General features: G+C 66.1%; 15 protein-coding genes. All 15 read right to left on the minus strand.

Annotation, left to right across the window (positions count from 1 at the left end; all coding sequences use genetic code 11):
* Positions 1-90: 90 nt before the first annotated feature.
* Complete coding sequence (locus KDK82_RS14995; RefSeq protein WP_143343469.1) at positions 91-1,143, minus strand: hypothetical protein; 1,053 nt, start codon at positions 1,141-1,143, stop codon at positions 91-93.
* Entirely contained in the window at positions 1,140-1,922 is a 783-nt protein-coding gene (locus tag KDK82_RS15000; RefSeq protein ID WP_088165336.1) for a phosphoadenosine phosphosulfate reductase family protein, read from the minus strand. Before KDK82_RS15000 ends, KDK82_RS14995 begins: the two co-directional genes overlap by 4 nt.
* Positions 1,919-2,785: a hypothetical protein gene (locus tag KDK82_RS15005; RefSeq protein ID WP_088165337.1), complete on the minus strand. Its 867-nt coding sequence runs from the start codon at positions 2,783-2,785 to the stop codon at positions 1,919-1,921. The genes KDK82_RS15000 and KDK82_RS15005 overlap by 4 nt, the downstream gene beginning before the upstream one ends.
* A complete protein-coding gene (locus tag KDK82_RS15010; protein ID WP_179217909.1) occupies positions 2,763-3,203 on the minus strand; it encodes a GNAT family N-acetyltransferase in 441 nt (146 codons plus the stop codon). The genes KDK82_RS15005 and KDK82_RS15010 overlap by 23 nt, the downstream gene beginning before the upstream one ends.
* Entirely contained in the window at positions 3,203-3,622 is a 420-nt protein-coding gene (locus KDK82_RS15015) for a tail fiber assembly protein (protein ID WP_088165339.1), read from the minus strand. The genes KDK82_RS15010 and KDK82_RS15015 overlap by 1 nt, the downstream gene beginning before the upstream one ends.
* Positions 3,619-5,535, minus strand: coding sequence for a DUF1983 domain-containing protein (locus tag KDK82_RS15020; protein WP_088165340.1), 1,917 nt, complete (start codon positions 5,533-5,535; stop codon positions 3,619-3,621). Before KDK82_RS15020 ends, KDK82_RS15015 begins: the two co-directional genes overlap by 4 nt.
* Positions 5,532-8,111 (minus strand): hypothetical protein, encoded by a 2,580-nt coding sequence (locus KDK82_RS15025; protein WP_088165341.1) that lies wholly within the window; start codon positions 8,109-8,111, stop codon positions 5,532-5,534. The genes KDK82_RS15020 and KDK82_RS15025 overlap by 4 nt, the downstream gene beginning before the upstream one ends.
* A 43-nt stretch (positions 8,112-8,154) precedes the next feature.
* The gene (locus KDK82_RS15030; protein ID WP_088165342.1) at positions 8,155-8,592 is read right to left on the minus strand and encodes a hypothetical protein; all 438 of its coding nucleotides are present in this window, start codon (positions 8,590-8,592) and stop codon (positions 8,155-8,157) included.
* Positions 8,589-10,433 carry a hypothetical protein gene (locus tag KDK82_RS15035; RefSeq protein ID WP_088165343.1) on the minus strand — a complete coding sequence of 615 codons (1,845 nt, stop codon included), beginning with the start codon at positions 10,431-10,433 and terminating at the stop codon, positions 8,589-8,591. The genes KDK82_RS15030 and KDK82_RS15035 overlap by 4 nt, the downstream gene beginning before the upstream one ends.
* Before the next feature lie 2 nt (positions 10,434-10,435).
* Positions 10,436-11,482 (minus strand): hypothetical protein, encoded by a 1,047-nt coding sequence (locus KDK82_RS15040; RefSeq protein WP_088165344.1) that lies wholly within the window; start codon positions 11,480-11,482, stop codon positions 10,436-10,438.
* A gap of 3 nt (positions 11,483-11,485) precedes the next feature.
* The gene (locus KDK82_RS15045; protein WP_013803287.1) at positions 11,486-11,902 is read right to left on the minus strand and encodes a hypothetical protein; all 417 of its coding nucleotides are present in this window, start codon (positions 11,900-11,902) and stop codon (positions 11,486-11,488) included.
* Between the two features lie 69 nt (positions 11,903-11,971).
* Positions 11,972-12,604 carry a DUF6682 family protein gene (locus tag KDK82_RS15050; protein ID WP_063326671.1) on the minus strand — a complete coding sequence of 211 codons (633 nt, stop codon included), beginning with the start codon at positions 12,602-12,604 and terminating at the stop codon, positions 11,972-11,974.
* Positions 12,595-13,191: a hypothetical protein gene (locus KDK82_RS15055; RefSeq protein ID WP_179217910.1), complete on the minus strand. Its 597-nt coding sequence runs from the start codon at positions 13,189-13,191 to the stop codon at positions 12,595-12,597. The genes KDK82_RS15050 and KDK82_RS15055 overlap by 10 nt, the downstream gene beginning before the upstream one ends.
* A 28-nt stretch (positions 13,192-13,219) precedes the next feature.
* Positions 13,220-13,603: a hypothetical protein gene (locus KDK82_RS15060; protein WP_088165346.1), complete on the minus strand. Its 384-nt coding sequence runs from the start codon at positions 13,601-13,603 to the stop codon at positions 13,220-13,222.
* 87 nt (positions 13,604-13,690) lie between these two features.
* The gene (locus KDK82_RS15065; RefSeq protein ID WP_013803291.1) at positions 13,691-14,140 is read right to left on the minus strand and encodes a hypothetical protein; all 450 of its coding nucleotides are present in this window, start codon (positions 14,138-14,140) and stop codon (positions 13,691-13,693) included.
* Between the last annotated feature and the right edge of the window lie 15 nt (positions 14,141-14,155).

Consider the following 14,155-nt stretch of genomic DNA (forward strand, 5'->3'; position numbering starts at 1 on the left):
TGGCACGACAGGCAGCGGCGCCCGGGCTCCTGAAACGGCAAGGCCCGCTGAAGCGGGCCTTGGTGGCTGCATCCCAGGATCAGTGCTGCGCTACCTGGAGGCGCCATACGGCAAGCCGCTCGGGACGGTTTCTCGGCTCGGACGCAAGCTGCGTTGGAACTCGCCCTGGGAATACTGGTACAGTGCCGCCGGGCTGGCCATGGACTTGAGAAGTCCAAGAGCCTCGCCACTGTCCTTAAGAGTGACTGGCGCCGCCTCCCGGCCATTCAGGTCCGTGCGCTTGATCTGCAAAGCCCCTCCCTGTCCCGCCTCGATGCCGGAAATTTTGTAGCCACTGGGAACATAGCGGTTGTAGAGCTCCATCAGCGGGGCATAGTCGCCCACCGCCAGGCCAGCAGCGGCTTTGTCAGATGCCTCCTGACGCGTTTTTGTATCCATCTGGATTTTGATGTGCGACTGCGCCATCAAATCCTGGGTAGCCTGGTCCGCAGCCTTGAGATGCCCAGCCTGTGTCAGCGCCGCTATACGGCGCTGACTATGGGCAAGGTGGTCGTCCATCGTCGCTTCGCGTGACTTGCCGCTCTGGTCAATCAACGATGCCTGGAACTGCTTTCGTTGCTCGCCCTCGATGCGCCCCACTTCGTCATCCTGCTGCCATTGCTTCATCTCTCTAGCCTGGCGTTTGACATCGTGCGCCCCCAGCGTGAGCTGTTGGCGCATCTGCAGGCTGCGCTCAGGGTCCGTGCGGCCGATCACGTCGGCCATGGCCAGCATGCGCGTGCTGTCCTGCTGCTCGCGGCTCATCGACCCCGCCGAGCGCTCGCCCATGAAGTCGGTCACCCCCTGCATGGCGATGGTCTTGGTGTCGCCCGCATCGTTGCGCGCGACATAGGCCTTCTGCGCGCCGTCAAAGTCGATCTTGTAGCCGTTGGCGGCCAGGCCTTCCAGCTCCTTGCCCTGGTCGGCGGTGTAGCCCGTGGACTCCACGGCTGTGGCACTGGCAATACCCTTCAACGCCTCTTTCTGCGCCGCCTGGTCGCGCGCATCGTTCATTTGCTGACCAGTGCGATACGCATCAGCAATACCTCTGACGAATTGCATTCCTTGGCCCAAACCGGCGCCAAACCCATTACCCAAGCTCATGACCCACACTCCTCTAATTCACTGTCCAACTCCTGCATTCGTCGCGCCAGTTCGGCACGGATGGTCTGCAGACTCACTCGGTATTGCTCGATTTTTCCGGGGTGTCTCTGTTTCAGATAGGCGCCCTTGCCGTCATCCCACCAAGCAGTGCAATTCAGGCACTCGGGGGCACTTATGGATCGGAAATTTTCATAGACTGGGTTGCGTGGTGCATCCACTAAATCCAGATACGCAAACACCTCAGCGTGACTCCAGTGCAAGAGCGGCAAAACCACGTCATAACAATCTGTCTTACCGTGCGCCGGCACGACCCCTGTATCGGCCACTTTCGTTCCACGCACTACCACTTCAATGCCATCGGCAATCATGCGTTGATGCATGGGCATCATCAGATTGGCTGCACAACAGTCCATCCGCCCCACCAGGGAGGTATGGCTCATGCCGTATTGCCGCCCTATCCAGCTGGTCTGCGCTGTCGTCACGTCGCTGGGCATCCCATGGATTGCTCTCCAGGACATCACATCAGATCGCACCTCGCGGAAATCGGGTATCCAGGAGCGAACCTGTTCAACCACGGCGACCGTCTCAGGGATGGTGTCGCCGGTGTGCAGCCAGTAGACCGGCATGCCCCGCAGGATGGAAGGACGCAGCAGATACAGGCATGCCAAGGAGTCCTTGCCGCCCGAAAACTGAAGTGCCGTTCTCCGGCCATCGGCGAAAGCCGCCAACAGTTCTGACTGCGTGGATTCAGCGACGCTTTGGATTTTTTGCAAGTTCATATGATGAGAGCGGCTGCACCGAGTCCCGCGCCCACGATGGCGCCCGTTCCGGCGCCACTGGTGGCCTGCGCCTGCTGGTAGGCGTTGGACTGCTGGCCCCACATGTTGGCCGCGCTGTTGCCGGCGTTCCCCGCCATGCCCGCCGCCTGCCCGTAGCCGGAGTTCAGGCCGGCCAGGCCGGTGTTGGCGATGTTCTGGCCCGAGGCGCCGTAGCCGGCCGTGGCAGCCGTCGTCTGCATGCCCATGGCGGGATAGCCGGCCAGCGCATTCGAGGCCCGATCCGTCAGCGCCCGCCATTCCGCGCGTGCAGCGGTTCGGGCCGAGTTCTTTCCGGCGGCAGTGGCCAGTGCCTCGCTGGCAACCAAGGCATTGGACCCGGCGCCGTACTTGCTATCGGCGGGGTTGACGCCCATGCGGGCCATTTCCGCGCCCTGTGTGCGCTTGGCGCTTTCGTAGGCGTTGGAGACATCGGCAGCCGCCTGGCTCGCCAGCTCCTCGCGCTTGCCCTCCGTGTCGAAGGTCCGCGCGTCCTCCACCATCGTGTCCTGCAGGCCCGTCAGCTTGTCGCGGCGCCCCAGCGCATAGTCGCGGTCGGCCTGAGACTGCTCCCAGGCCGTGCGCGAGGTGTCGAGCGCGAACTGCGTTTGCTCCTTCTGCAGCGGCGCCATGTCGTTCGCGTTGCCGATGATCTGCTGGATCATGTCGTCCTGGATGCCCAGGTTCTTCACCTGCGCTTCCACCAGCCGCGGATCGGGTGCTGGGGTCGAGGCGCCGCCACCCTCCAACGTCATGCCGCCCCCGGGCCGAGGTCGGAATGCCTGCTCGGGCAGGAAATCAAATTCAGTGCTGTGCCAGCGTGTCATGTTTCAGGTTTCCTCTCCAAAGGGTGCAGACCACCACATCGCCGCCGTCGCGCGCAGCGCCTGCCAGCACCGCTTCCTCCACGGCGCCCAGCCGGCGGGCCAGTGCACGCAGCCTGGTGTTGGAAGCGAGCACGTAGCCGCGCAGCGCATCGACCGCGCACACAGCGAACGGGTAGTCAAGAAACGCGCGCAGGAAGCGGCGTGATAGCGGCGCGTCGATGGCGACATGCGCCCACACGGTGCGGCCGTTGTGCTGCTCGAAGACGGCCCCGGCCACCAGCACCCCGCCGCGCTTCCAGCCGATGCCCACTGCGCCCTCGGTGCTCAACAGGCCAGGGATACGCATGCGCAGGAAGGTGTAGATGGCGGGGGTGTCGTAGTCCAGCATGCCGGCCAGAGTGGCAGGCTTGGCACGCATCAGGCCGGCGGCGTGGGCCACACGATGGTGAGCGGGTCCGGCTGGTCACTGATGTCACGCAGGGCCTGCCGGTAGGCCAGCCAAGGCGCCGGCACGGGCTCGCCCGTCTCCTGAGCGCGCAGCGTCACCCAGTCGCACGCGGCCAGGCGCCTGTCCCGCTCCGCACGCACGGCGGACCAAGCCTGCCCCAGGTCGATGACCCAGCCCCGGCTGGCCAGGTCGAAGCGGTGGAACGCGCTGGGCGCCGCCGGCACGGCCACCAGGCCACCGTCCCAATAGAAGGCATTCGGGTCCGGCACGGGATGCGGCACGCGGCGAAAGCTTCCATTCGCCCCGGGCAGATCCTTGAGGTGACGGCACGGCGCGCTGCCCGAGCGCAGGATGCAGCCGGCGCCGTCGATCTGGATGAAGTGGATCATCGGCGCCCTCCTGTGGCGATGATGTTGGACAGAAAGACCGTGACTGTCTCCCCGGGGCCGGCCCGCGCCATGAGCCGGTATGAGGTCCAGCCGGACGGCGGGCTGCTGTCGAAGCAGCTGTTGTGCGCCGAAGTCCGGTAGCCGTTGGGCATCGACGTGCCGGTGTACTGCAGGCCGATCTCGCCCCGGTAAATGGTGAGGCTCAGGCTGCCGTTGCTGTTCACGGGCATGGCATTGACCAGGGCGATGACCACCACGCCGGAGCCGCCAGCGGCGTTGTTCACCCAGGCCGAACACAGCTCAACCTCTCTATCGCCGTAGATCGTGGTCATGCCGCCTGCGCCGCTGGCCATGGACGTGACCGAGCCGCCCGCGATCTGCAGCGTGCCAATGGCCGCCTGGCCGATGTAGGCCGTGCCGATGGCCGCCGTGTCCATGAACACACCGATGTTGTTGGACGTGATGCGCTGCAGCCGGTTGATGAAGTCGCTGGTGTTCATCGTCGTGCCGTCCGGAAACGCCACGGTGTCGCCGATGCGGGCCTTGTCCTTGGTGGCCAGTGGCCCCAGGCCGTTGACCTGGGCGGCCTTGAGATTGCGCAGCCATTGCGCATCCAGGCCGTTCGCGTCCAGGATGACGTTGCCCGCGTTGTCGCGCACGGTGAGGCCGCGCGTGTCCACCTTGCGGGCCGCCACTGTGCCGTCCACCAGCAGGTCGCCGTTGAGCACGGCGGCGGGGATCACCCAGGCCGCGCCCATCCAATGCCGGGTCTGGGTGAAGCTGGACCCGTTGGTGATGGTCACGGCATCGCCCACGATCAGGTGGTTGGTGTTGGGCGCGCTGCCGCTGTTGCCCAGGGCCTGCCAGACGGCCTGGCGCGCGGTGGCATCGCTCCAGAAGCTGCCGCTGGCCGACAGCAGCACCGAGCCGCGCAGGCCGTCCACGAGCTTCTTGCCCAGGCCGTCGATGCGCATGTTGCCCTTGAGATAGACGTTGCGCTGCAGGTAGATGCCGTCGCCATCGACGCCGAACACCACGTCTTCGGGCCGGGGCGTGCTCATCTGGCCGGCGTTGTAGCTGGGGGAGACGATGGCGAACTTGTCCGCCATGATGATGAAGGCACTGGATGTCTTGCCGTTGACCTCCTCGGCCGCGATGCCGTAGCCGGCCAGGGCCCCGCCGGCCTGCACCTTGAGCGTGTACTGCGCGCGCAGGCCTTCGCTGTAGCCCGCCAGCACCGTCATCTCCTGCTCCAGCATGGCGCGGCCCGGTTTGCCGTCCTGGTAGTAGTTGCCCAGGGAGGCCTGCAGCTGCAGCACGTTGGTGGCCATGGCCCGCTGGCCGTCCGCGAACGCCGCCTGCGTGGCGCGCAGGCCTGCGCTGGCGTTGCGCAGGCTGGCAGTGACCTCGCGCACGGCCATGGCCAGGCTGCGCTCGTTGCTCTGCACCACGGTCTGCAGCTCGCGCACCTCGGCGCCGCGCTTGGCGGCCTCGTCGGCGATGGAGCGCAGCAGCTCGTCGCGGATCTCCTGCGCCAGGTGGTCGAAGCGGCTGGGGTCGTCCAGGGTCTTGGCCAGGCTCTTGAACAGGCGCGATTCGATGATGGATTGGGCGAAGCGCTCCACGGCCACGGTGGCCGACAGCCCGCCGCCCAGGTCGATGACGATCTCGCCCTCACCCGGTGTCTTGTCCGTGGCCAGCAGTTGGGTGACGCCCTGCACCGAGCCCTGCAGGGCCACCAGCTCGCGCAGGGTCACGCCGCGCTCGAACTCGTTGCCCCGGCCGCCGGCCCGCACCTCCAGGTGCTCGGTCACGGCCTGCATCCAGTTGGACAGGGCCTTGTCCTGGACGTTGACCCGGGCCAGGGCCGGCAGGCGGGCCGCGCCCGTGTCGATCTTCTTGCGGTTGGTCATACGCTGCGCAGCTCCTCTGTGGTCGAGCACAGCACCACGCTGGTGACGCGGGCCGCGCCCTCGATCTCCACCTGGTGCTCCAGCCAGCGCCCGGGCGGCAGGCGCTGCGGCTGCAGGTCGGTGAACTGGGCCGTGTGCTGCAGCTGGCCGTCGCCCCACAGGCGCAGCGTGATCGGGTGCTGGGCGTCCTGCAGGCCGTAGACCTTGGCCCAGGCCAGCGGCAGCTGCTGGCCCTGGGTGGCCAGGCCTGTGCGCCAGCGCGCCGTGCGCAGGGCATCGCCCGTGAAGCATTCCAGGATGTCCTGGCCGCGCGCCACGTACATGAGGTCGTTGAAGCGGTCCACCCAAACCGCCGTCACTGTCGCGCCGCCCAGGTCGGTATGGCCCAGCTTGGCCCCGTCTTGCGCGCTGAACGCCAGGCAGCCGCCGCCGGCCCCGGCGTAGAACAGGTAATACACGCCCTCGTGCTCGGCCGCGAACATGGTGGCCGGCTGCATGCGCTGCCAGTCCTGGCGTGCGATCAGCTGCCGCGTCACCACCTGCACGCCGCCCGGGCTGGCCAGGCACAGGCCATCAGCAGAGGCATAGAGCACGCCGCCCTGCGCGGGCACGATGGAGCGGCGTGCGCTGCAGGACTGGTTGCTGTCCAGCTTGATGGCCGACATCTGCGCCGAGTGCGCGCCCGTCACGAAGTACGGATTGCCGGCCGTGCCCACGAACAGCGTCTGGTCGAACACGGCCATGCCCACGATGGGCCATTCGGTCGTGACCTGGTAGTCCACGGGCCAGGCGTAGGGCACGTAGGGCTCGCAGAACGCCACGGTGTTGTCGATGAAGCCGGCCATGATGCCGTTGGGCATGCCAGTGAGCCCGCGCAGGTAGGGATTGGCGCCCACGCTGGGCTTGTTGTCGCCCTCGTACTGGCTGTCCATGCGGTAGGGCGGCGCGGCCCAGGTGAACTGCGGCTGCAGGCTGTCCAGCTCCTCGCCCTTCTTGTCATCGAGGAAGCTGGCCACGGAGATCTGCAGCTCCTGCACCAGTTGCCAGGCCGCCGCTGCGGCCGAGGCGTTGCTGCGGTAGATGCGCCACTTCACGACGTGGCGCGCGGCATGCTGCTCGCCCGTCATGGCCTGGGGCCGCTGGATGGTCACGGTGTCGTTCTGGTCCACCTCCAGCATCTCGGAGATGGGCGACGGCTCGGACTCCTCGCCCCAGTCGGTCACAAAGGCCACGACGTAAAAGCGCGAGTCCACCACGCGCTCCACAGTCTTGCCCGCCAGGTCGGCCACGCCGCCCAACTGGTCCAGCCAGGTGCCGATCACGGCCGTGTCGCCCGTGGCGGCGATGTACTGGCTGGCCAGCTGGGTCTGGATGCTAGACACCAGGGTGGCGCAGCGCTGCTGGATCTCCACCATGCGGGCATTCAGGCTGGCCGCCTGCGAGGTGGCAGCGGTCTTGCCTTCCGTGTAGGTGTCCAGGGCCTTGTAGTAGGCCTCCAGGTCGCGCCGGTACTGCACCCAGTCGGCATGCTCGATGGCGTTGTTGTCGGAGTCGAAGTAGTACTGCGCGGCCTTGGGCTCGCTGGGCTTCACGGGCGCAGCGCCGGGCGTGGCCCAGGCCTTGGCCAGGCCCAGGTCGGCGAACTCCTTCACCAGCTTGTCCAGCTCGCTGCGCCAGTTGGCGCACTTGGTGCCGGGGGCCACGGCCTCCTCCACCAGGTCGGCCAGCTTGGCGGCCTGGTCGGCCGTGAGCACGGTTTCACCGGAGCGCTCGCCGGCCGTGTCCGGAAACTCATGCTGCTGCAGCGCCTCCAGCAGCGCGGGCCTGCGGAAGGGATAGCTGTAGGGCATGGCCGCCACCGGCACGGCCCAGCCGCTGCCCGTGCTGATGGCTCCGAGCCGCGTGGTGTCCATCTCGCAGGCCTTGGCGCGGGCGGCCGAGACCACGGCATAGAGATTCCCGGCCCAGGCGCCGGCCCCTACGGCGGTAGACAGGGACAGCCCGTAGTTGGATGTGGCGCCGGCATAGGCCTTGCCATTGGCATCCCAGCGGATCGCCTCCTGGTGGCCCTCGTGCTGGATCACCGTGGCCAGCAGGTCCGCGCGCACCAGCTCGGCGAAGTCGCCATACAGCCAGGTCTTGGCCTCCTCGGTCGTGAACTCGTCCACCACCTGCAGGGTGACCGTTGGCTTGACCGGGCGCACCACGCCCAGCAGCCGGTCGTTGCCGCGCACGTCCAGCGCACGCGGCGCCGCGCTGCCGTCGTTGGTGGTCTGGTAGGTGCGCTCGGTGGCCTCGTCGTTGATCTGGCCCTTGACGAGGGACAGTTCCTGCGCCCAGGAGCGGATGGGTGCGGCCGGGTTCTGCACCACGGCTCCGCTGGCATCTCGCGCGAAGCGGTGCAGCGTGCGGGTGCCGGCCAGGCATGCCGAGTGGCGCCGGTCGGTGGCCAGCGGCCAGAACTCGGCGCTGGGCAGGAAGAGATTGAAGTGCTCCCGGGCGAAGTTCGCGCCCAGCGCGCGGTCGGACACGCTGGGCGCCTCGCCCGGGAATGCGGACAGCTTGTAGGTGGTCATGGCCCGCTACCGTGTCAGGCTTGGCACCAGCTCGGACAGGCCGCTACAGCACCACGGCCGCCGCCGCGATGAACAGCTCATCGAGCTGCTGCTCGCTCAGGCCCAGCGCCACGGCGACACGCGCGAGGAACGGGCTGCTGCGCTCCCAGGTCACGGTGTCGTTCAAAGCGACCTCGGCCAGCAGCTGCTCGTTGGGATCTTCGATGCCGGCCATGAAGGCCTGCACCTGCGGCCACAGACCCGCCTGGATCAGCGCCGCTTTGCCCTGGGCTCGGGTGATGGCCTGGGGCACGGGTACTGGCAGCGGGTCCGCAGGCGCAGGCACGTTGCCTGCCGCGCACCAGGCCAGGTAGGCCAGGTAGTCCGGGTTCCTGTTGGGGAACTCGGGTGTATCAGTGAGCGCAATGGTAGAAATAGTGCCATCCACATTGCTGCGAAGCACCAGTTTGTCATGGGACAGTCGATAGATTGAGTTTTTCATGTCAATTGTCCTCCCGAAACCAAGCTACCAGGATTTACTCCAGGAATTGCACTGGCACCCGCACCACCCGTGCTAATTGTGGAATTACCGATTGCGTAATATTTACCGCCTGAGCCTGCGAGTGACCCTGTCACAGTCGTATTAGCCCATGCCACAGCTGAATTAGTGAGAACGTTGATAAAATAGTTCTGACAAGCAGCATTCACAAAATTTGTTCTCTGACTTGCTACATATATTCTTCCATAGTAGGTGGCATACAAGCCATAGCCAAAAGTGCCATTGATTGTGATATTCCCCAGAATGATATTCCCGCCATTTGCAGAATAAAGCAGTACATAGGGAACCACTCCGTTACCGCCAAACGTCACATCAAACAGATCAAGCAAGCAATTGTGATCAGCGACCACAAGGTAGGTGTTGCTGCTTCCTTGCGCAGCCACAAGGGACAAATTCTTGATCGTGACACGGCACGCGACCAACGAAAATGCGGATACACCAGCCACCGCCTCCACGTTCGTAACTCCCGCACCTGCCCCTTCAAAGGTCATGTTCCCGCTGAATCCCGAGTAGGCTCCAATGGATACCCCGGCAAAATTTCCCGGACCAATCTTAATAATTGTCCAAACTGTAGATCGATCAATTAGGCTCGCATAATTTACAGCCCGAGTAATGGTTCTGAATGCTCCTGCAGCCGAATCCTCCAGACCCGTATTATTGTCATTTCCATCAGCGCGAACATAGAACGTCATGCCGACAGGGGAGTATTGCCGAACGGATAGATTCTGCCTTGCAGCTACTGCGCTTGCAGCCCCTGTCCCTCCTGCGGATATTGGCTGCACAGAAAATGCGCTCTGGATTCTCCACGACCCAAACCCAAGAACACCCATTTTTCGGCGCTCCATAATCGGGCTTTCTTCTGTCAGTAGACGGGTAATCTGATACTGGTAGTTAGGCGATGTGTGCGCCCTCGTTTCCACGTAGCACCACATATCCGGACCCCACGGGCTGTTCTTGAAATTGAACCCGTCATAGATCCTGTTCTCATCAGGCAACAAATTCAAATCTGTGCCTGCGGCCAACAAGATGGGTTTGCTGGTCAACACATCCGTGATCCCGTAGCCGGCCCCCGTGGTGGGTTTGCCGGCGAGATTGCTGAACTGCCTTGCAGCATCCAGGGCCACCTGCAGACCGGCAACAGTTTCTATCGCCTGCGTCCCTGTGTGCGTACTGCGGTCGCGCAGCTGTGCATCCGTGGCGTTCTTGGTGGCACCCGTCGCCACACCGCCGAGCTTTGCCGCAGCCTCGTCGGTGAAATCGTTGGCGCTCAGGCCCTTACCGGGCACCTTGTCCACCTTGCCCTGCAGATCCGCCGCCGTGGCCATGGGTTGGGCAAACGTGGGGTTCGGGTACTGACCGGCTAGCACGCCGCCGGCCGCGCCGGTCGGTGCACGCGGATTCGACATGCGCTCATCCGTGGTCTGCACCAACTCGCGCATACCCCCGGCCGTCATGCGCATCTCCAGCAGGTCGCCCGAGTTGTAGGCACGGGGCGCCGTGCCTTCCTGGCCGCGCAGCACCGTCAGGCGGCATTCGCCAATCACCGAGTTGTCCACGGCGGTGACGCGCAGGATCTCGTAATCGGTTTCGAGCGAGCCGTTGCGCTTGTAGGCTGTCAGCACGTACCAGCCGCCGGCGGGCGGATTCAGCAGCGCGCCGGCCGCGCCATCGGACACGCGCAGCACGCCGTAGTCCAGCTCGCTGGCCGGGGCACCTGTCTGCGGCGCCGCGCGCACGTCGGCAATGAACTGGGTTTGGAAGTTGTTCAGGAACAGCTGCGGCATTTCTATTTTTCCTTGATGGGCACGATCAGCTCCACCTCTTTCGTGCGGCCGTCGTTGGTCGTTGCGGCCACGCTGATCTGGTACTTCTGGCCGCTCAGGCCGCCCGCGTAGATCCAGACCTTCACGCGCTGGCCCACGAAGGCAAAGGACGGCGGCATCGGCATGGCCGGCTGCACCTTGAGTTCGACGGAAACAATCTCGTCGCCGGGCGGAAACCAGTCGGCGAACTCGATGTCGTAGTCCTGCGTGTCTGCAGGCTGCATGGGGGAAGTGCGGAACATGCTTTGCCCCTGGTCTGTGACGTAGAAGGTGGTCATTCCTGCGGGCACGAGGAAGGTTCGGGATTCAGGCGCCTGCTCATCGAAGGGCAGGCGCTTGTGGACAGCCGGATCGATGTCGATGAAGGCCACGCCCTGGGCCTGCAACGGCGCGCGCACCAGACGCTGCCCACGGGCTGTGATGGCAGCTTTGGCCTGGACCAGCGCGGCCAGGCGCGCCTCGACCCGCCCCTGCGTGATAACAAAGGCCTGGCCCTTGCCGTCCACAGGCGAACGCAGCCAGCGGCGCACGTAGATGTGGCCATCGGCAGAGCCGCGCGCCGTGGGCGTGGATTGCACAGGGCCACGGCGCAGCAAACGCGCCTGGGGCTTGAAGTTGGCACGCGCGGTCGCGTCCACGCCAACGCGGGCCTGCACATGGGCCGTGACCGTGGCGCTGGCCCGGGCCTGGACTGCCACACGCCCGCGCACGGGCGGCAGCGTGACCTTGACGATGGCGCGGCCCGTGGCTGCCAGCAGGCTGCGCACATGGACCCGGCCCAGCACGCCATCGACAGCTGCACGCGCCAGGGAATCGGCCGAGAGCTTGGCGTGCACGCGGCCCAGCGGGCCGGTGAGCGCAGCAGCTGGTGCCGAGTGGACCACGGCATAGGCGAGCACTCTCCCGCCAGCACGCACACGGGCATAGCCCTTGGCGTCCACGCGGATGCGCACCACGGGATCGGAGGCCCGCCCGTTCAGCGCGAAGCCATTGAGTGCTCCCCTGTTCATGGCTTACAGCAGCTGCAGCGTGAAGTCGCCCGTCAGTGCCTGACTGTCTACCAGGAACACGTCATTGATCTGCAGCGTGCGCGGCGTGGGCAGCGGCTCGGAATACATGAGCGTGGCCGTGCCATCGGTGGCCGAGTCACCTTCCATGATTCCGATGTGCGTGACCGTGACCTGGGCGCCCGTGACGGGCGGAAACTCCGCACGCACGGCGTTGTAGGTGGCGCCGTTGTTGGGCGCGGCAAAGGCGCCCGTGGCCACGCGCTGGTACCACGGTGCTGCCACCTCGGTGCCGGCGGTGAAGGCGTCGGTGGGGTCCGCCGTGAACAGGGCGAAGAAGGTGTTGCGGATGGCCGGGAAGGCCTGCTTGCGCAGCGTGGCGCTGATGATCGCGTTGGCGAGGGATGTGCTGAAACCAGCCATGATGGCTCCTATGGCTTCGAGCACTCCAGCGCCCCGATTGAAGATGCCCGCCAGGATGGCAGGCTTGGTTCACTTCTGGGCCACGGCCGTGGTGGCCGCAGCCTGGGCCTGAATGCCCAGCGCCTCGTTGTAGAGGGCACGGTGCGCCGCCGCGATGGTCGCGTTGCCGCCGAACTCGGCGTCGATGGACCAGGCCCGGAACAGCACGAAGTGCCGCACGGCGTCCATCCAGCGCTCGGGAACCGAGGGCGTGCCATTCTCGTCGGCCAGGTCCACAGCCGCGACACCCACCATGGCGCGCACCTTGGTGCCGGCGACCACGGGCGGATAGACCAGGAATTCCTGCGGCGTGCCCAGGTTGTGCATGTAGTGCTGCACCTCGCGGCCCGGGGAGCCCGAGCGCCAGGCGCCGGCCACGGCGTCCAGCACCCACAGGTCGGTCTTGGTGATGCGCCGCTGCGTGGCGTTGGCGTTGTTGGTGATGTCGATCAGCGTGAGCACGTCGGCCGGCAGCTCCTGCCGCCACCCGGCGGCCAGCACAAGGTCGCGCGGCTGGACCATCTGGTCGGGCCGCTGCTCGGCAAAGGCGCGCTGCGCCGCGTTGAACCAGTCCAGCAGATCCGCGCGGGTCCAGCGAATGTGCCCCTTGTCCTGCAGGTCGCGCGCTGCATCGTCCAGCAGCTGGGCCACGGTCAAAGCCATGATGCCCTCCCGCGCGAGCCGCGGCTGGTATTGGAGCGCCACACGTCGGCCGTGGCGTCATCCATGGCGCGCTGGAAGAACGCCAGGGCCACGCCGGCCTGGTCGGGCTTGTAGTAGTCCGTGCCCTCGGTGGCCAGCAGCTCGGCCTTGGCGCCCTCGCGGATCGCCTCATGGTAGAGCGAGGCCACCTCGTCGGGCACGCTGTTGCCGCGCAGGGACGGCATCAGCGAGGCGTAGACCTGCAGGCGGCCGGCACTGCTGGTGCGCACCGTGAACTCGCGCAGGTTGGTCGTGACCAGGTAGGCCCGGCCGCGCAACTCGTGCTGCCAGGGATCGGCCGGAAGGTCGCGCGCCTTCGCCACCTCCAGCGGGCGCCCAGCCAGCGTGGCGCGCTCCAAGCGCAGCAGCTCTGCGCCCTGGGGCAGCTCGAAGGTGTATTCGGCGAAGGCCTCGCCAGTCACGTCCGTGGGCTCCAGCCATTCCTGCCAGGCGCGCGTTGCCTTGAGAAAGGTGCGCGCGGCGCGGTTCAACGCCAGGTGAATGAGCGGTACCGGCGCCTTGGGGGCAGCCAGTACCAGCTCAGGCATCCAGTTCTCCCAGCTGGCCATGGTGCGATCAGCCGGTCACGTTGGAAGCGCGCGAGGCCTTGCGCACACGGCCGGTGGGAGTGGAGTCGGACTCCTGGGGCATACCTGTGCCGCCGTCCAGGTTGTCATCATCGCCAGAGCCCATGCCTGGCGAGAAGGTGCCGCGCGAGGACGGGGCCTTGCCGTCCAGGGTCGCGCGGCGGGCTTCGCGCTCGGCGGCCAGGCGCTGGAATTTCTGCTCGGCCTCGAACTCCTCCTCGGTCTGGAAGTTGCCGGCGCGCAGATGCTCGGCATGGGCCTCGTTCTCGACGTCGCAGGCCAGCGGCTTGCCCTCGAAAACATAGATGGCGCCCTTGATGCGCACGATCAGGGTTCCGTCCTTGCGTGCGGGCAGCGAAGTGAACAGCTTCATGGTGATGGTTCTCCGGGGTTCAAAAAGCCCCGGCGGCCGATGCCACCGGGGAAAGCCCCTTGCGGGGGCGCACACATGAGCGCGCTGTCAGGCGTTCGTGTAGATCAGGTCCAGCGTGAACAGGCCGGCAGCCGTGCCTGCGCCCGAAACCTTGAGGATGATGCGTCGGTCTTCATCCTTGGTTGCGAGTTTGGCGAAGGCCGCTGGCACGAGGTGCGCGTAACCACCGGCTGCACCCACATCGTTGTCCGTCACCCAGGCGCCGCCGCCGTCGTCGGCCGCTGTGCTGATGTCGCCAGCCGCATCCGCCAGGCCAATGGAGGCCTTGAAGCCCGCGCCCAGGGCAGCAGGCACGCGGATGTACAGCGACACGGGCAGCATGCCGGCGGGCAGGATGCCGATGACGCCACGGGTACCCACTGCGTGGTCTGCCACTGCCAGGGGCTGGCCGAAGCGCGAGCGCACCAGCTCGGAGCCGCCGGGGGTGATGGGGGCCTGATGGCCTGCGGCCACGGCACTGAGTTGCTTGAAAGCCATGAATGACTCCTTTCG

This window comes from Delftia sp. K82 (genome assembly GCF_002193035.1).
GTDB lineage: Bacteria > Pseudomonadota > Gammaproteobacteria > Burkholderiales > Burkholderiaceae_C > Comamonas > Comamonas acidovorans.